Here is a 16,475-nt window from a genome sequence, read left to right as displayed (position 1 = left end):
ACCAGAAGCGTCCTGTGAGCGCCATGACGATTGACCACGTGTTTGAACCCGAGGTCTGGCCCGTAAGGGTGAAAGGCTAACAGTCGCCGAGGACACAGCGGTTTTTGCACAGTTGGTCATTTTTGGACCATGCATTTACCGCCGCTGGTGCCTCGACGGTCCGGTATCGCAGTCGCGTTTGATGCAGGCATTGTATGCCGGTTGCTTTCCGTCGGTGAAATCGTTGCAGCTCCAAATGCAGCGCTGTGCCTCCATCGCGGCGTCGTGCTTATTCTTAGCGAATGCAGTCGTCGAGCTGATGATGGCCAGCACCAGAATAAAATATCGCAAGCACGTCTCCTGTTTTTGGCAGTTCGGAGATTTTGCGAAATTAGTAGCGGTGCCAAGCTTGAACTCGGGGCTCCCGAGAGACGTTCAACAGCTTTCGCTCCCCACTCGATCCCGAATAGCCTGAGCCATGGCTGAGCCCCCCGAACCTCGCTGGAGCATCGTCATCCCTGCGATCGGCATGTGGGCAGGCGTGGCATTCATTTTTTGGGTGATCGGGTGGGTAACCGGGCTATGGTAGAACCTCGTCCCCGTAAAAAAGCCTTGCACATAGCTGGCTTTGTAGCCTCGACCGCCGTTGCAGTCGCGGGCTTACTTGCCGCCGTATGGCGGCTGAATTGGTCGATTTGATCCGCTGGCCCTAAGGAACAACGCGGCGAGACACATCATCGCATTGAATGAACGGCCTACGATCCGACAACCAGCGGTGGTTCAGGGTCGGCATGCACTTGATCAGAACGAAATTGGACGCCGATGAACGCGCATTCGCAGCGCCAGCTGACCCTAGGCGCTCTGATCGAGGCGCTGTCCGGGCTCGATCGAGCGCGGATGATCGCCTTTGAATTCGGAGGCTGCTTTCCGACAGACTTCGCGTGCTACCGCGGGGCGAGCAGGACCCTTGCGATCGGCTTCAGCGACCATGGTGAAGAACGCTCCTTTCTGGTCGGCGATCTGCTCCAGAAGGCTACAGCGATGCTCAAGAAACCGCTGACGGACTGGAATGGGCAGACATTCGTGCCGACGCGCGACTCCTTGCTATGGGTCAGCAACCCGGGGTCTGTGAGCGAGGCTGCGATCGTCGATGTCGTCGAGCGTGGCGCTGTGGCTTATATCGTCACGGCTTGGAAGGGCTGACGAGTTATTCGTCTGGGAGGCGCTCGATCAGCTTTCCCTCACGCTGCATCTTGGCGTGGACGTTGCAGAGCCCGTGGTCGCGGGCGTACTGCGTGCAGCGGGTCTTGATCACCTTCGCAGGCGTGATCTTGATCCCGTGACGAACGACGGCGGCCTGCTTCTTCGTGAGAATGGCCTGGCACTGAGGCGGTTGAAGGTCTTTCATCCTCAGCATTTAGGGAGCGACAGCGCGCGGCGGAAGCAAACAGCTAAGAAGTCTGCGTACGGCCGGATTTGCGGGCCGATGGTGAGGCACCCGGCTTCTCGATCAATACAAAACTCGGCCAGTGCGTCGAACTCCAACGCTCAATCTCCTTTCCGCAGAGCCCACATTCAAAGCTGCCCTTCTCCTCAAGCGGTTGCTCATCCTCCACCCGCTGATAGAGCGCTCCGCATTTGCATTTGATCTGGGTCGTCGACATGGCGCGTTTCCGATTGAGGAGGCGAAACGTCCACGGGCGAGTTCGGTTCAGGTCGAAAGCTTATCGGCCTGGAACTTCGACACTTGAGCTAAAGCGACGAACATAAGCAAAGCCAACGAGAGGGTTCGTTTGCAGACGCCTTTCGCATCTTGCGATGCTTCTTCGCCGTCACATCAGCGCCTCTGGATGTAAGCGTGTCTCGCCTGGGACATAGTAAGCCGAATGGGGACATGCGCTGTGAGCTCGGCGATGCTGTAGCCCAACCCTTCGATTGCCAATGTACGTGCCAGAAGTGATTACCGCACCATGGCAAGCGGGGCATCGCTTGAGGGCGTCGCGATAACTGCGATGAGCTAGATCGACCGACATCTCGACCCAGGTCGCCGCGATCTGGACATCACAAGCCAATGGAGAGACGCTCTGGGTCATACCGTCTCTTGTCACGGCGCCGCAAAATTCTGGTTAACGAGACCATCATCAAGCACGGTCTGCCATACGAAGCGACCAGATCGTGTTGTTCTCGGCATCCGTGAGCCAAAATGCATTGACTGCTTCGTTATCGAGCACACGCGTCCGTTCGCGCGCCTGCTCAATAGCCGTCTTGCGATCAGCAGCTTCGAAGACATCGTCGATTGCAGGAGTGCCCAGCTCTCCGTTTCGATCGCGCAAGGCTGCGCGGAGTCGGTAGGTCAGCATAGGATTGGCTCTCACGCCGACAGCCTGTCGATGGTGGCTCACTGGCCTGAGCTAAATCGATCAGCAATTTTCGTCCAGCCGACTGCGTCGCAGAGAAAATGCCGCTCCCTCAGCCGTCCTTGGACACGAACAAGTAGGTCGCAGCGCTCAAAGTCTCGCCGGTCGCGCGATGCGTGACGCTATCCACGCGGAAGTGCCGGTAGGCCTGACCATCGTCGCTGGGAAGAGAAATCGTGTCACCGGCTCGCGGCAATCGGTCGAAGGTCCAGCGACCGACCTCCGTCTTCTCATCGAGCCAGATTTCGCAGTCTATCGACATAACGCGTTCGCTGAGCCTAGCGACCGCGCAGGAAGAAGAACCAGAGGAGGAGGATGACGGGGATCGGAATCCCGATGAGCCATAACAGACCGCCGGTGAGCATGACGAACTCCTTGCTGCGAGCGGCAACGACTTTGCCATCGTGAGGTTCCGCCGCATCGTCCGTAGTCGATTGGAAGCGCTTCATCTTTTCAGTGGCTCTGGCTGCATGCCGTCGGGTAGCAACTCCCTCAGTCGATCATGCACAACGTCTGCACTGAACGGCTTGCCGACGAAATGCGCGCCTCCGGGCAGGTCGTCTGGGCCCGGCTTATACCGTCCAGATGCGATGAGGATGCCGATGTGCGGCCACTGCTCGGCCACCGCGCGGGCAAGGCCAAAGCCGTTCATCGGCCCCGGCATTTCAACATCTGTGAAGAGCAAGACGATGGAAGCGTGATGCTCGCAAAGGATCTTCAGCGCTTCATCGACATCGCTAGCCTCATAGGTCCGGAATCCAGCAGCTTCGAGGATGTCGGCAGCGTCCATACGAATGAGCATGTCGTCATCCGTAACCAGGGCGTACGGACGGTGGTCCTCAGCGAGTTCGCGCACTTGCTATCCTACGACGCTCATCCCCACGGATCAGGAAGCGTCGAAGCAAACTGGATTGTTCCCGGGTCGAAGTAGTCGCGCCGGTACGAAAAAGCCCGCACCAGCGCTGCTGGGCGGGCAAGGGGTTGCATTGGGGGTCCAATGCACGCGCGCTGTGTAGCTTGCCGCAGCGGCAAAGGATGTAGTGATCGGGTCACAACAAAGCCCGCCACGGGTTGCGCACCAAGACGGGCTCTGAAGCCGGGCTATCCAATCGGGAGAAGGTGCCCAGGTCCGTTGAACCGGGCACGCTGGGTAATGTTCAGATCACCGAGCCAGGATCTCGAGGTGGGCTTCCACACCGGAAGCGCTCGATCCGCCAACGCTCATGCTCATGGTCGTTCTGCCACCCCGCCATGGCGGGCTGCGCGAGCTTCAGACACTGAATAGGCGTCTCTACGGCTTCGTCGAAATAATGCGTGCGCGTGACGCAGTGGGCCGGATTGGCAGCGAGGCACGTGACGAAATAGAGGCCGATCATGCGAGGGTCACTCCCTGGCGTTGCGCGGCGCTTCCTCCGAGAGGAGTGCAGCAAACGGCGTGCCGACTCCTATTGAACCGAGCCGGAGCGCGTTTGTTCGGATGCAACAAAACCCGAACCGTGAAACGCCAGGTGGCCGGTGCGGGCTCTGAAGCCGAGGCTGCTAGGCAAGGGAGAGAGCCCCAGGAATGGTGAACCGGGGATAAGCGCGCCGGCTCAGAACCGACAAGGTCCGCCCACGTGAGCCAACGGGACGGACCTTGAAGCCGGGCGATGTGGGGCTCACAAGACACCCAGACGGCAGCAACGCCGTCGATGCGGAGGGGTTCGCCCGTCGCAACAAAGCCCGCCATAACCCCAGGAGGATTGGCGAGCCTTGAAGCCGAGGCTGCTCGGCAAGGAGGTAAGCGCCTCAGACCCGGTGAACCGGGCGCACCGCCGGATGTTCAGCGCTAAAAGGAATCAGTCTCGGCAAGCCTGGCAGACTTAGGGCACTTGGCGATGGAGCGCTCGAACCTGATGCATCAGAGCGCTGCCATCGTACAGTCGCTCACCGCCTTTCCTCTTTGAGCTGGTCATTTCGCACGACCGGTGAAGCGGCAACGTGAAAATCCAAGCGGAACAGCACCAGCCCCGTGTCCTCCGAGACCTCCATCACCCAGTCTTCATCGACGGCGATGCGTTCAGGATTCTCGGCCAAAATGCGTCCAACGATCGAGATCGCCTGCAGCCGAGCCGTTGTCCAATCAGGAAGCTCGACGCCCTTGTGATCGACAATATTCCTGCCGTCCTGAACGTTGAAAAAGAAACGCGGCACGCGCCGGCCTCCATGTGAAAAGGGAGGCGGGAGCAAGCGGCTCTCACTCGCGGACCGGCCTGAGTCAGTGTCCGCGATTGCGAATTGCATACGCCGTTTTGGGGCAGCCGGCTATCGCTGGCGAGTTACTCGGACGCGAGACCAGATCTCCGTACGAGATGGCGCGAAAGAAAAACCCGCCGCGGCAAGCCGGGGCGGGCAAGGGATCACGATCAAGGGGGCTGATCACAGGGAAGACTCGCGAGATCGGATCGGGTTCAATCGAACTGCCGCGCGCGGGCGCCCAGGGCGCTATTCTGATCTCCTCCGACGTCTCTCCGCCTGACGTAAGCGGATAGTCATTCCGGATCACCGGGCGACCCGTGTCCACAACTGTATCAATCTCTCGAAATGTTCGGAACAGATCGGTGTTAGCGAAATCAGTCTTTGGCGACTTTGATCGCTCGCAGCCGCCTAGACTCTATTGTCCGATATTGTACCCTTCGTGCGTCGCAGGCTCGCCTCACGAGGTCAGCGACGGCGGGTCGGATGGTTTTCCCGAAAGTTGGCTGTCCGGCCCGCTTTGATTGACGAGTTGCCCAGCGGGAGCCTTAGGGCCCGCAGGGTGACGGCGGGTCGGGCGGTAGCGCGAACGCTGTCCGGCCCGCTCGAGCACTTGGCATGGCCCGCTCGCAACCATGTGTTCGTCTCGCTTTTGGAACCGAGGGTCTCTCAGCAGCTTGGGGCTTCGGACCGAGGAGGGCGGCGTTGACTGAGGACTTTCAAAGGGAAGCGCTGGCGGTCATCAAAGCGGACACGCATTCGGCGCGCTGCCGAGATCTTCCGGATGTCTACATCGCGGTGCGAATGAGCCTCTCCAGCGTCTTTCCAAGACCTCACGCATCGAGCTTTCTCCAAACCGAAAGGTCCGAGGCTGCATTCGCGTTCGGATCTGCGGTCCCGAGATCGTCGGGGAATTCACGGTTGGACTGCGGATGAACCCCGCCGGCTGAGATTTCAACGGTTCGGCAACGTCCGACACCTACAGTTGCGATTATCATCCGGCTTTTAGCTGACCTGGCTTGGATGATGGCGGGTCGGGTGCGGTCGTCCCCATAACGAATGCCCGGCCCGCCTTATAGCGCTCTGCTTTCGCTCGGACGAAGTCCGGAAACATTCGGTGCCTAGGAGTACGTGCCGTCTGTTCATGCCCGTTCCGACGGCGACAGTCCGAGCGATCTCCCGCCCTCACATGGTCGCTCGGACTGTCAGCACATCGGCCCTTAAACCCGCGGACGCGGCACGACAATCTCGACGTTCTCGCCAGTCAGTGGGTTGAGGATCAGCATGTACGGCGCCTTCGGATGGAGGTGCCTGGAGAACGCCCCATCGCGGCTCTGGAGCCCGGCGATCCGAGCAATTGCGCACACGTGGTCAATGAAGCGTTTACCGCGACGAAGCCGCGTGAAATTGGAGCCTCAGCCGTCCAATCCATCATCGTTATCGCGGATCTCGCCGTCTCGAAGATCTAGAACCTGCTCGGCGATTTCATGCTGCTCAGCAAGCAGTCGCTGGAGGGGCGTCGGGTTTGATATGGCCGAGAGGTCTCCGTTCTCGGACGATTCCCACTCCTCGATGGCCTCTTCCGCTGTCGTGAGAGCGTCGCTCTGCTGAGCCTCCGTGCGGGGTCCGTCGCCGAACAGGGATCGCCCAATCTCGGCGACAATCTCATCGACCTTCGCTTGCCATTCGGCCTGCGTCGCCATGAAAACTCATAGCTATCAAGCACTTGATATCGATCGGCGAGCTCCATCAAAGCCTAGGTAGGTCTAGCTGAGGTTGGCAGAGGCCGTCTCGACCGCGCGGGTAGCGCTCGCCGACTGCTTGCACCCATGATGGCCGGGCTGCTTTCGACCCAACCAAGACGCCGAAACCGCTGATTGCGCCTCTCCAAAGCGGTCGCTTGTCAGCCGTCGCGCAACTTCGGCTGGGGTTGAAGCGCGGACCCTGACCCTTCGCCCTGATGCGGGCGTTCCGTGACCGACCCGTGGAAGACCGCGGGCTCAGGTGTGCGACAAGTTATTTCAAGGTGCATTCTACCCAACCGTTTCAAGGATCACGCGCGCCGTTTCGACAGGCTGATCCCAATGCGGGAAGTGGCCGCAGCGCTCGAACCAGTGCAGCTGGGCCGACGGGAAAGCTATCCGGGCGCGTGCAGCCTGGCTTGGCAAAAGCAGGTGGTCTTGGCGGCCCCAGCCTATGGTGACCCGGCCAGGGGTCTCTGCCGAGCCCTGCTGCAACGGCCCGCGTGCCAGCCCAAGCAGCATCGCATCGAACACTGGTGTGGCTGCCAGGCTTTGCAACTCCTCCGCAACAAGCTGCGGTGGCAGTACCCACGGACGGGCCGACAGCTGGGCTAGCAGCAGCGTGCGGGTGACGGCGTGGCGCGACAGGCCGGGATGGAGGGGGCGCAGCAACCGCACCAGGCGGATTGATGCCGCGAGCGTCCAGTGAAACCAGCGTGTCTCCCACCCGCGCCAGAAACCGCCGGGATCAAGCGCCACGCAATGCCGACCGATGCCCCGCCGCGCCAGCTCTAGCACCAGCCGGCCCCCCACCGAACTGCCGACAAGGTCCGCTGTCGTCAGGCCTTGCGACTGCACGAAGCTGGCGAGGGCGTCCGCATGGGCCTCCATCGTCTGCCGACCCGCGAGCGGGGCCGATCTGCCATGTCCCGGCAGGTCGACCAAGATCAGTTCGCGCGAGCCGCGAAATGCGGACAAGAGCGGATCCCAGGTTCGGAGATTGGACCCCAGCCCATGGACCATCAGTAGCGGCCGGCCCGTGCCGAGGCGCTCAAAATGTAGAAGCATGACGGCATTGTCCTTCAATGTTCAGGCCGCAGTCCGAACATTGGTCCGTCGCAGCTGGTCAGGCAGGGAGCGCCTGTCAGATCCGCGGGCCAACCCTATCCGACGCTTCGATGCCGAGCGGGCTTCCGAAGAATTCGGTGACCCCAAAGGCGATCAGTACAAGACCCTTGGCCGGGCTGGCGCTTGCCGAGCCAGCCCCGCCGTTCCTCATTTCGTACCGAGATCGTCGCGCCCTATCGCACGCTACGGCAGGTTGACCGCCTCACGCGGCTCCGCGATGGCATGACCGTTCCGCTCGGCGCGGAAACGCTTGCCCATTTCGTAGGCTTGTTTGCGCGAGCGCATGATGCCGCCGAGGGGCCGATGCGCGGCTAGCCCGTGCCAGGGGCTGAACGACAGGCCGTCGTCGACCGCGCTCGATCGGGCCTCGCTCCAGGCCGTCTGCGGCTTCACCCGGATCCGCGCCACGGTCTGGTACGAACTCTCGCTCTCGGGCCAGACCGTGGCGGCGTTCTCGACCGGCATATCGTCGAGGCCGGTGCAGAGTTGCGCCCTGACTTCCCAAAGCCCTCCATTCGCACGGAAGAACTCGACGACCGCCGCCCGTATGGCGTTTGGGCCTCCGTTCTCCGCCAAGGGCTTGTCGGTCAAGGCTGTCAGTTCGGGCGCTACCGGCGCGACGCAAAGCTTGGCGACGTAGTCGCCGAAGCGCACGGGCACCTGACTGTAGAAGGTCTCGCCGAGGATGTTGGTCTCGGGCTGGCCGCCCATCGTGGCGACGGTGGCGTTGGGCCCACCGGTGGTCGCGACGATGATTTCCTGCAGGCCGCGCATGGCGCCCGAGACGACCTTCTTAAAACCCTCTGCCTTGTCGGTCGTGGCCGCGAGCAGTTTCAGGGTGGCGAGGAAGGCCTTCGGCGTCGGCGCGCCGAAGGCGGGTCCGTTGACCAACACGAGGTCCTGGGTGACATCACCTTCGGACCCCTCCAGTCGCTCGCCCTCGACACCGATGATCTTTACGGCGAGGCCGCGGGGGGTCGAGACGCTGTCGTCGAGGATGTCGCCGGGGATCGTCGAGAGCCGCATAATCACGGGATAGGTCGCCGGCTTGGAAAACAGGCCCTGGGCCAGCATGGGCGCTAGCCCCGAGACCACCTGAAGCTCGCCCTCCAGGAACCCGTGGCTCTTGGCGTGGACGCTGCGGATCGCATGGCCACCGTCCGCCAGGGTCTTCTCGCTGACCGACCGCATCGTCTCCATCAGGCCCTTCGCCGTCTCGGCCTCGTCGTCGGCGACGGTTTCGACGTCGGGGCTGTAGCGAAGATAGAAGTCATGCGCATCGACCATGATCGTTCCCTGGGGCGGGAGCGATGGAACGACCGGGGACCGGTCACCTTTCGTCCTCACCCACTCTCGGTGGCCAAGATCACCCGACCTCGACGGTTCCGACGGCCTTGGTCCGGTCGAACGCTCGCGGACGTGATCCGAACGCTGGAGCACCGGGACGGGGCCACTCGGCGTCGTGATGGGATCAGATTGGCTCGGTGTCCGGAGGCTCGCTCTCGATGCGCTCCGGTTCGCCTTCGTCCATTCCGCCCACCATGCGGAAATGGCTAGGCGCAGTCCCGAACTCGATCGCGAACGCCTTGCTGAATGCGCTCCGGCTCGCGTAGCCGACGCTGGCGGCGATGACCTTAACCGGTAGGTCAGTGCCGCTAAGGAGACGGGAGGCGATCCGGAGGCGGACCCTCTGGACGAACTCCATCGGGCCTTGCCCAAAGGCCGCGGCGAACGCCTCGGCGAAGCTGGTCCGGCCCATGCCAGCGAGGGCCGCCAAACCCTCGACGGAGTAGTGTGCGCCTGGCTGTTCGAGGACCGCCAGGACGGCGCGGGCGAGCTTCGGATCCTACAGGGCCGCCAGGATCGGGGACGTGAAATCGCTCACCGTTAGCTGGCGGCGCAGGAGGAGGATGAGGCACTGCTTCATCAGCACCTCCGTCATCGCCTGTGTCGCGAGATTGGGGCTCACAACCTCGGCGAGCATGAGCTCGAAGGCGTAGTGCAACGCAGGATCGGTGGGAAAGGTCTCCACCACGGGGGCCTGGAACAGCTCGAACAGACCCATCGCACCGGTGTGGGTGTCGGCGATCTGGCCGCACACGAACAGCGCATCGGAGCTCCCGTCACCGGCCGTGAAGGAGATCAGGCCGTCACCGTGGAGGACGCAGTGATCCTCGGCGCGGACCTCACCGACGCAATCCTCGGCGGCGCCGAGGCTGTGCGAGTGGCGAGCCGGCACGACGATGATGGTATGCGGCGCGAAGGATCGCCACGGGCCTCGCCCGACCCTAAGGCTTCCGGTTCCGCGCAGCACGTAGTGGACGGTGATCGCCTCGAACGGGCTAAAACCCAGGCGCCATCCGCGCTGTATGGTGCAAACGGAGAACGAGCGCAGCCGCACCGCGAGCGTGACGAGAAGGCGATCGAGAAGGTCGGCTCCCATGATGGTGTACTATGCGTCACCACTGGCGAAAGCCCCAATGATTTCGAGCAGACGGGGGCGGCGAAGCTGATACGCTGCTTTCGACCCAAACTAGCCGCCTGGCCCAGCACGGGCGCTTATCCAGAGCAGCCGTTCGTCGGCCGTCCGGCAGTTTCGCCGTGGTAGTCCCTGGACTGGCGATTGAGCTTTACCGCCGTCGGCGCGTTCACTCATGTCCTCACCCGAACGGGAGCCTCGATGTCGAGCCTATCCGAGCGAAAGGCTCGCCTGATCGTCCACGGCGATCAGCCCTACAATGCCGAACCGCCTCTGGGTCGACTGCGCGCCTCCTACCGGACTTCGGCGGAGAACTTCTATGTCCGCTCGCACGGCGATCTTCCGGACCTCGACTTAGAAACCTGGCGCATTGCCATTTTTGGCGGAGCTGGTGTCAGGCTGGAACTTTCGCTGCACGACCTGCAGACCCGTTTCCCGGAAGCTGTGGTCACGGCAACAATGCAATGTGCGGGCAATCGTCGCGCCGACATGCGCGCGGTTGCCCCGGTATCGGGCGATCCATGGGATGCCGGTGCTATCGCGACGGCCGCTTGGACCGGAGTCCGGCTCGGAGACATCCTGCGCGAGGCGGGTGTTGCGGATGGTGCGGATCTCCACGTGGCCTTCGAGAGCCATGACATGGTGGAAGGACGCCCGTATGGAGCATCGATCCCACTCCGCAAGGCAATGGCGCCCGAAACCTTGCTCGCCTACGCCATGAACGGCGAGCCCCTGCTCCCCGAGCACGGCTACCCAGTCCGCGCGGTCGTGCCTGGCTTCGCCGGCGTTCGCAGTCCGAAATGGCTCCGGCGCCTCACCGTGCAGGACCACCCGTCCGACAACCCAATTCAGGCCGAGGATTACAAGCTGTTCCCGCCCGGCGTGACCGCAGAGACGGCGGACCCGACCAAGGGGCATACCATCGACACGATGCCGCTCAACGCCGCGATCTGTGATCCCGAACGCGGAGCCACCCTTAAGGCCGGACGGAACCGGGTTCGTGGCTACGCAGTAAGTGGCGACAGAGCCATCGTGCGCGTCGATGTTTCCGGGAATGGCGGCCGGTCCTGGACGCAGGCTGATCTGGAGCACGAACAGGATGCGCCATTCGCCTGGACGTTCTGGAGCGTAGAACTCTATCTGGCTCCAGGCGAGCATGAGCTCGCCGTTCGCGCTTGGGACATGGCCGGCCAGACGCAACCCGCGCTGCCGACCGACACCTGGAATCACAAAGGTTACCTTTGCACCTGTTGGCACCGGGTGCGGATCAGTGTGATCGATCAGAACATGAGTAGCTTGATCCCCGCTTCGAATGGCCCAGGGGGCCCGTGAACGGACGGGTTCGCGACATCCGCTCTGTGACGTATCCGCCGCAGGGGAGCGGACCGGCAAAGACCCGCTTTCCGCTCACCACGATCCGAGGAACCATGACAACGAGCCCGATCCTCCAGCCCGTCACGATCGGTGACCTGGAACTTAAGAACCGCATTGTAATGGCGCCGCTGACGCGCAGCCGCTCGTCGACGCAGGGCGTGCCACCGGATTTCGCCCAGGATTATTACGGCCAACGATCGAATGCCGGCCTGATCATCTCGGAGGCGACCAACATCTCCCCTCAGGCCGTCGGTTACGCATACACCCCCGGCATCTGGACCGAAGCGCAGGTCGAAAGCTGGCAGAAGATCACATCGACGGTTCACGCCAACGATGGCCGGATCTTCCTGCAACTCTGGCATACCGGCCGCATTTCGCACCCGGACGTTCAGCCTGACGGTCAGCTCCCGGTCTCGGCTTCGGCGATCAAACCGACGGGCAGCGCTTTCACCGAAGGCGGCATGAAGGAGCACGTCACGCCGCGCGCGCTCGAGACCGACGAGATCCCCGGTATCGTCGAGCATTATCGCCGCGCCGCCGAGAACGCCAAGCGCGCCGGCTTCGACGGCGTCGAAATTCATTCCGCCAACAACTACCTGCTGGAGCAGTTCGTCCGCGATTCCACCAACAAGCGCACCGATCGGTACGGCGGCTCGATCGAGAACCGCCTGCGCTTCCCGCTAGCGGTGGTCGAGGCCGTCACCGAGGCCTGGGGCGGCGGTAACCGCGTCGGCATCCGCCTCTCGCCCGCCACCACGCAACCTGGCGAGACCCCGCTCGATTCGACCACGCACGAGACTTTCGGCGCCTATGTCGACGCACTCAACGCCTACGGTCTGCTGTACATCCACACGATCGAAGGCGTGACCCAGCAGACCCGCGACGTGCCGGAAGGCGTCGACTTCCTTGACCTGCGTCGCCGGTTCGAGGGCGCCTATATCGGCAACAACCAGAACACCCTGGATGTCGCTGAGAAGGAACTGGCCGAGGGCCGCGCCGATCTGTTCAGCTTCGGCCGCCCTTACCTCGCGAACCCCGACCTAGTCGGGCGGCTGGCGAGCAGGGCACCATTAGCCGAGGCGCCCAAGCAATATTGGTACGGCGGCGGTGCGACCGGCTACTCCGACTGGCCAGGCATGGACGGGCCGGTGCTGGTACGGCGCTGAATGCCCTTTTGACATCAGCCCATCGCCGACCGTGACCGACTCGATCTCCATTTTCTGGTGAGCATCGCGCCGGAAGTCGAAGAACACCCTCGATGCCGACGTCGAGGGGCCTTCATGCCACCGGGCCGAATCGCGCCCAACCCGGTCGTTCCGACATGTCGAATACCTGCTCTGAAACGGACATAGGCTCTGGCAAGCCAATGATGGAATGGCGGGGCTCGGCGGCCTCGCCGGGCGCTCTCAATGCTATGGCTCGATTTAAAGCGGCGCATTCCTCTTCGCCCTGGCGCTTGTAGAAGTGGATCTGGACGCCAAGGTCGCACGGTGGGTCGCGTCCCAGTTCGTTATGTTGTTCAAGCGGAGCGGCGGCAGATGTAGTTCAGCCGCTAAAGGGGCCGTTTTGAACGGCCGACCTGCCCTGCAGGAGGTGCGGCGTTGGGTAACCGCCCGCCCGGCCGAGGACCATTTTACAGTCCGGGCCGGGATGACTCCGCGCCACTTCGCGCGAGGCACCGGCGCGCAGGCCCGCGAGCCAAGCGTCCAGAATCGCGGTCTCGCCCCGGGTGACTGCCCCGGCCAGGACCTCGGCGCCGTCCATCGTCATCAGCTTATCCTTGTACTCGTTCGAAGCCTTTAGACTGCCCGGGGCGCCTTCGATAGGCGGCATCGCCGCGCCCCGGGTCAGCGCGAGGCAGTTGTCCATGGCCTGTTCGATCCAGCGGAACGGATCGCCCGTGCGGGGATGTAACCCGCCGCGCAACGCCGCTGGAGGCCGGCTCCTGATCCCTCCAAGGCGCCATCGCATCATCGCGCCGCGCGAGCAGACGATGGCCACGTGGGCCTCCTGGCGACGATCCCTTTCTGAAGCTTTTTGCTATCCGCGCTTCAAGATCTAGGAATCGGCCTGAATGATGACGCGGCCAGCGCCGAATTGCGCGTTTAGCCCATCTCAATGGAAATCGAGTTGAGCATTTGGTGTGCCAAGCCGAGCCGCGGCACAATGCCCGAAAAGTTCAGGGATATTTGGCGGCTGCCGATGGTTCTACATGCTCACTATCTGTCAGGATTTACATGACCAAGTTCAGCCTTGCTCTAGCGGGCGTCGTTGCGTTCGCATCGCCCGTTATGGCACAATCCACGCTTCCCCTAGGACATCCGCCGATCGGATCAAATTCTCCTTCGACCACTGGTGCGAACATCGGTGGACAAAATAATACAGGGGGCGAGGTCGATGTGACTGTACCGCGCGGTTCTACGGGAGCAGATACTTTCCAATCAGACTCAGCGGCGGCTGGTAACGCAAACCAGCCCGAACGGGCGGTGCCTCAGGGTAGTGGAGGTGGTGGCGGCAACTCGAACTAACATTTTGTCCATCAACGGCTTCAACCCGCCCGGCTCGCCGCGGCGGGCTTTTTCATGCGCTTCTCGACCCCCACCGTGCGGAGCGTTGCTGATGTTCGTCGGCAGCATCGGACGCTATGTCCAAATGATGCGCACTGTGAGCTCCGGCGGCAACGAGTGAATTCTTTGTCGATCGGTATTCTGTTGGCCGCACCAGCTGGTGTGACTGTCGTTTGGGCTGCGGCCATCGCCTGGAGCGCTGTCTGCTGCACGGATTTTTCTAGCGCAACGGGCGCGAAGGGAGCCCAGAGACATGTTCGCGCTATGCACCGATAACACCCAGGAACCTCAGAGCTTTTTCGCTATTGAAAACAATCGCTGGCCGGCAAGTTCGGGCGTCGGCGACTGAGGGCATTCTTCGCCGTCGCCTTATGAACGACGAGCGATGCGTGCCTCGGTTTCATTTCCACATCTATGATGGGTTCACCGCGCGTGATCCGAACGGCACCGAGTTGCCCGACTACGCTGCTGCTCGCAGAATGGCGCTTCGCGTGGCGGGTGAGTTGATCAGTGAGGAGGGCCGGGAAGTGAAGCTCGGGGAGGAATGGCGTCTCGAAGTGACCGACGACGCCGACCTCGTGTTGTTCCGGATCGATTTCAACATCACAGAGGCTCCGGCGGTGCCGAAACCCGCGCCGCTGCCGTCGCGGCAAGCTTAGCGAGAGCCCGCGATGTCGGTCCCCTAACTCCTGTTCCCACTTCGCCGCCGACGGTTGTCCGTTGACGATGGAGTCACGAGCATACGAAGACAGGCCCGGATAGGCTGGATGATTTTGCACCTCCCGCCGAAAAGCCTCTTCCTGGCGCCAGGCGACATCTAGAGCATCTCGCGCGCCGCGCTGCGTCACAAGCGATCCTGACATCTCAAAAATCGGCTTCTCGATCCCGACGGCTCCAGCCCGAGACGTCAAAGTCCACATCCAATAGTCGACGTTTGCATCGACCGGTCGGTGAAGCATGACACGGCTGATGGTCTCCGCCCCCCCAGAGCGTTCTCGCTGCAGGATGAAATCCGGACCTTCCTCGGGCCAGGTATGCTGCCAGCAGAGACAGCCTTGCGTCACTCGCACTCGCCCTTTGCTTCGACCTCGGGAGGGCAGTCGACGAACGGCATTGCGCCTTGTTGAGATAGCCAGTCGCCGAGCGCCGCGGTGACGGCCTCGTCTCGGCTCGGCTTCGGGTCTTGCCCGGCGATGAAGCGGTCGATCGCCTCGCTGATTTCCGGCGTCAGGGTGATCGTGGTCGCGGACATGGGGCTCTCCTTAGGCCATCCAACCGTGGACGGTTGGCCGATGATCCATGGCCATGACAAACTCGCAGGCGCAGACTGCCCCAATTTCCGGACGCTTCACCCAATATCCCACCTGGGCACAGGTCCATGAGGCGATGAGCATCATCGGCCCGCGCGGAAACCTGGGCGCCCGCTACAACATCGCGCCGACCACGACTGTCGAGGCGGTCCGCCACGGCGAGGAGGGACGCGAGATCGTTCCGATGCGCTGGGTGCTCGTTCCAATGTGGTGGAAGAAGCCGCTAAAGAGCGTGCCGGCGACGTTCAACGCCCGCGCCGAGACTGTGGCCGAGAAGCCCATGTTCCGCGACGCCTTCAAGAAGCGGCGCTGCATCATTCCCGCGAGCGGCTTCTACGAATGGACCGGCGAGAAGGGTGACAAGCAGCCCCATCTCTTCACGGCCGCCGACGATGCGCCCGTATTGGTGATCGCGGGCCTGTGGGACCGTTGGCGCGATCCCGAGGGCGAGGAAATGCTGTCCTGCACGATGGTCGTCACAGAGCCATCGGATTGGATGGGGCCGTATCACGACCGCATGCCGGTGATCCTCGACGGCAAGCAGATCGACGCTTGGCTCGACGGCTCGGCCGGTACCGAGATCCTAAAGCCGGCCGAGAGCAGCCATGTGAAGGCATAGCAGCTTGCGGAGATCGCAGCCGCCGCAGGAAGCGTGACCACCCAGGCGATGACGATGTTGTGCGCCCCAGCGGACCGCCGAGGTCCGGTATTGTCGATGAAGCGCGAGAACCCGCCGATCGCGCCCTGGACGAAGCTGACGAAAAGGCGCGAACCGCCGCCAAGCGCGCAACAAGCCAGGCGAGCTATCCGAGCTGATCCTGTCAGTGCAGAGTCACGCGCCTGGTCACACGAGTTTTCCAGACCAGAATCTGAGTCCCGATGCGGAGCGCCGCTTCGCGCGACGAGAACATCGCTCTGGACCCATCCCACTATTCACCGTCGTGGTGATAGGCGACCCAGGCCCAAGGACGCAGACCTGACCCGATGCGCTCCGCCGTGAGTTTCGGATTGATAACCGTCCTGCTCTCCAGTGAGGGTCGCACGGCATGAGCAGAGTGGCTGGCCGCCACTCTGCTCGCTGTCTCACTCAGCTGCGCCGGACCGCGCCGGGCGTGGACGTGAGGGTGGGGTTTACTGCCCCAGCGCGACCGCTGAAGAACGCGGCGGCTGCACCAATTAGCAAGGCCAGTGCGGCATAGAGGGCGCCCTGCGCTGCAGCCTTGCGCGTGGCTTCAGCTGCCTGC

At 62.6% G+C, this 16,475-nt stretch carries 19 protein-coding genes and 1 pseudogene; 5 read left to right on the top strand and 15 right to left on the bottom strand.

Annotated features, from left to right (window positions below; genetic code table 11):
* The first annotated feature begins 801 nt into the window (after nt 1-801).
* Entirely contained in the window at nt 802-1,182 is a 381-nt protein-coding gene (locus HCU64_RS22835) for a hypothetical protein (protein ID WP_233386616.1), read from the top strand.
* Between the two features lie 4 nt (nt 1,183-1,186).
* Here HCU64_RS22835 and HCU64_RS22830 read toward each other — a convergent pair whose 3' ends face one another.
* The 12 genes from HCU64_RS22830 to HCU64_RS22775 form a co-directional block, all read right to left on the bottom strand.
* Nucleotides 1,187-1,387, bottom strand: a complete 201-nt coding sequence (locus tag HCU64_RS22830; protein ID WP_233386615.1) for a hypothetical protein — start codon at nt 1,385-1,387, stop codon at nt 1,187-1,189.
* A 733-nt stretch (nt 1,388-2,120) separates the two neighbouring features.
* Nucleotides 2,121-2,339 carry a hypothetical protein gene (locus HCU64_RS22825; protein ID WP_233386614.1) on the bottom strand — a complete coding sequence of 73 codons (219 nt, stop codon included), beginning with the start codon at nt 2,337-2,339 and terminating at the stop codon, nt 2,121-2,123.
* A gap of 109 nt (nt 2,340-2,448) precedes the next feature.
* Nucleotides 2,449-2,658 (bottom strand): hypothetical protein, encoded by a 210-nt coding sequence (locus tag HCU64_RS22820; protein WP_233386612.1) that lies wholly within the window; start codon nt 2,656-2,658, stop codon nt 2,449-2,451.
* Nucleotides 2,659-2,674: 16 nt separating this feature from the next.
* Nucleotides 2,675-2,845 carry a hypothetical protein gene (locus tag HCU64_RS22815; RefSeq protein WP_233386610.1) on the bottom strand — a complete coding sequence of 57 codons (171 nt, stop codon included), beginning with the start codon at nt 2,843-2,845 and terminating at the stop codon, nt 2,675-2,677.
* On the bottom strand, nt 2,842-3,252 hold the full coding sequence (locus HCU64_RS22810) for a response regulator (RefSeq protein WP_325170015.1): 411 nt from the start codon (nt 3,250-3,252) through the stop codon (nt 2,842-2,844). Before HCU64_RS22810 ends, HCU64_RS22815 begins: the two co-directional genes overlap by 4 nt.
* Nucleotides 3,253-3,553: 301 nt before the next feature.
* Nucleotides 3,554-3,772, bottom strand: coding sequence for a hypothetical protein (locus HCU64_RS22805; RefSeq protein ID WP_233386608.1), 219 nt, complete (start codon nt 3,770-3,772; stop codon nt 3,554-3,556).
* Between the two features lie 550 nt (nt 3,773-4,322).
* A complete protein-coding gene (locus HCU64_RS22800) occupies nt 4,323-4,589 on the bottom strand; it encodes a DUF6894 family protein (protein WP_233386606.1) in 267 nt (88 codons plus the stop codon).
* A 1,457-nt stretch (nt 4,590-6,046) separates the two neighbouring features.
* Nucleotides 6,047-6,334, bottom strand: coding sequence for a hypothetical protein (locus HCU64_RS22795; RefSeq protein WP_233386605.1), 288 nt, complete (start codon nt 6,332-6,334; stop codon nt 6,047-6,049).
* 330 nt (nt 6,335-6,664) lie between these two features.
* Complete coding sequence (locus HCU64_RS22790) at nt 6,665-7,459, bottom strand: alpha/beta fold hydrolase (RefSeq protein WP_233386603.1); 795 nt, start codon at nt 7,457-7,459, stop codon at nt 6,665-6,667.
* A 225-nt stretch (nt 7,460-7,684) separates the two neighbouring features.
* Nucleotides 7,685-8,788 carry a catalase family protein gene (locus HCU64_RS22785; RefSeq protein WP_233386601.1) on the bottom strand — a complete coding sequence of 368 codons (1,104 nt, stop codon included), beginning with the start codon at nt 8,786-8,788 and terminating at the stop codon, nt 7,685-7,687.
* Nucleotides 8,789-8,972: 184 nt separating this feature from the next.
* On the bottom strand, nt 8,973-9,278 hold the full coding sequence (locus tag HCU64_RS22780; RefSeq protein WP_267922607.1) for a helix-turn-helix domain-containing protein: 306 nt from the start codon (nt 9,276-9,278) through the stop codon (nt 8,973-8,975).
* 69 nt (nt 9,279-9,347) lie between these two features.
* Nucleotides 9,348-9,944 carry a cupin domain-containing protein gene (locus tag HCU64_RS22775; protein ID WP_233386600.1) on the bottom strand — a complete coding sequence of 199 codons (597 nt, stop codon included), beginning with the start codon at nt 9,942-9,944 and terminating at the stop codon, nt 9,348-9,350.
* A 237-nt stretch (nt 9,945-10,181) separates the two neighbouring features.
* Between HCU64_RS22775 and HCU64_RS22770 the strand changes: the two genes are divergently transcribed.
* The gene (locus tag HCU64_RS22770; RefSeq protein WP_233386599.1) at nt 10,182-11,312 is read left to right on the top strand and encodes a molybdopterin-dependent oxidoreductase; all 1,131 of its coding nucleotides are present in this window, start codon (nt 10,182-10,184) and stop codon (nt 11,310-11,312) included.
* 95 nt (nt 11,313-11,407) lie between these two features.
* The gene (locus HCU64_RS22765; protein ID WP_233386598.1) at nt 11,408-12,520 is read left to right on the top strand and encodes an alkene reductase; all 1,113 of its coding nucleotides are present in this window, start codon (nt 11,408-11,410) and stop codon (nt 12,518-12,520) included.
* Between the two features lie 379 nt (nt 12,521-12,899).
* Here HCU64_RS22765 and HCU64_RS22760 read toward each other — a convergent pair whose 3' ends face one another.
* The gene (locus HCU64_RS22760; protein ID WP_233386597.1) at nt 12,900-13,355 is read right to left on the bottom strand and encodes a hypothetical protein; all 456 of its coding nucleotides are present in this window, start codon (nt 13,353-13,355) and stop codon (nt 12,900-12,902) included.
* A 955-nt stretch (nt 13,356-14,310) separates the two neighbouring features.
* Between HCU64_RS22760 and HCU64_RS22755 the strand changes: the two genes are divergently transcribed.
* The gene (locus HCU64_RS22755; protein ID WP_233386596.1) at nt 14,311-14,580 is read left to right on the top strand and encodes a DUF6894 family protein; all 270 of its coding nucleotides are present in this window, start codon (nt 14,311-14,313) and stop codon (nt 14,578-14,580) included.
* 401 nt (nt 14,581-14,981) lie between these two features.
* On the opposite strand, the gene HCU64_RS22750 is transcribed toward HCU64_RS22755, so the two are convergent.
* Nucleotides 14,982-15,173 carry a ribbon-helix-helix domain-containing protein gene (locus HCU64_RS22750; protein WP_233386595.1) on the bottom strand — a complete coding sequence of 64 codons (192 nt, stop codon included), beginning with the start codon at nt 15,171-15,173 and terminating at the stop codon, nt 14,982-14,984.
* 47 nt (nt 15,174-15,220) lie between these two features.
* Between HCU64_RS22750 and HCU64_RS22745 the strand changes: the two genes are divergently transcribed.
* A complete protein-coding gene (locus tag HCU64_RS22745; RefSeq protein WP_233386594.1) occupies nt 15,221-15,850 on the top strand; it encodes an SOS response-associated peptidase in 630 nt (209 codons plus the stop codon).
* Here the strand turns inward: HCU64_RS22745 and HCU64_RS25675 are convergent.
* Nucleotides 15,832-15,937: pseudogene (locus HCU64_RS25675) on the bottom strand (inorganic phosphate transporter); the annotation flags it as partial. The gene HCU64_RS22745 and the pseudogene HCU64_RS25675 overlap by 19 nt on opposite strands.
* Between the last annotated feature and the right edge of the window lie 538 nt (nt 15,938-16,475).

The organism is Methylobacterium sp. C25 (assembly GCF_021352225.1).
Classification (GTDB): domain Bacteria; phylum Pseudomonadota; class Alphaproteobacteria; order Rhizobiales; family Beijerinckiaceae; genus Methylobacterium.
Note: the sequence above shows the minus strand (reverse complement) of the source record. Positions and strands in the feature narration are given on the sequence as shown.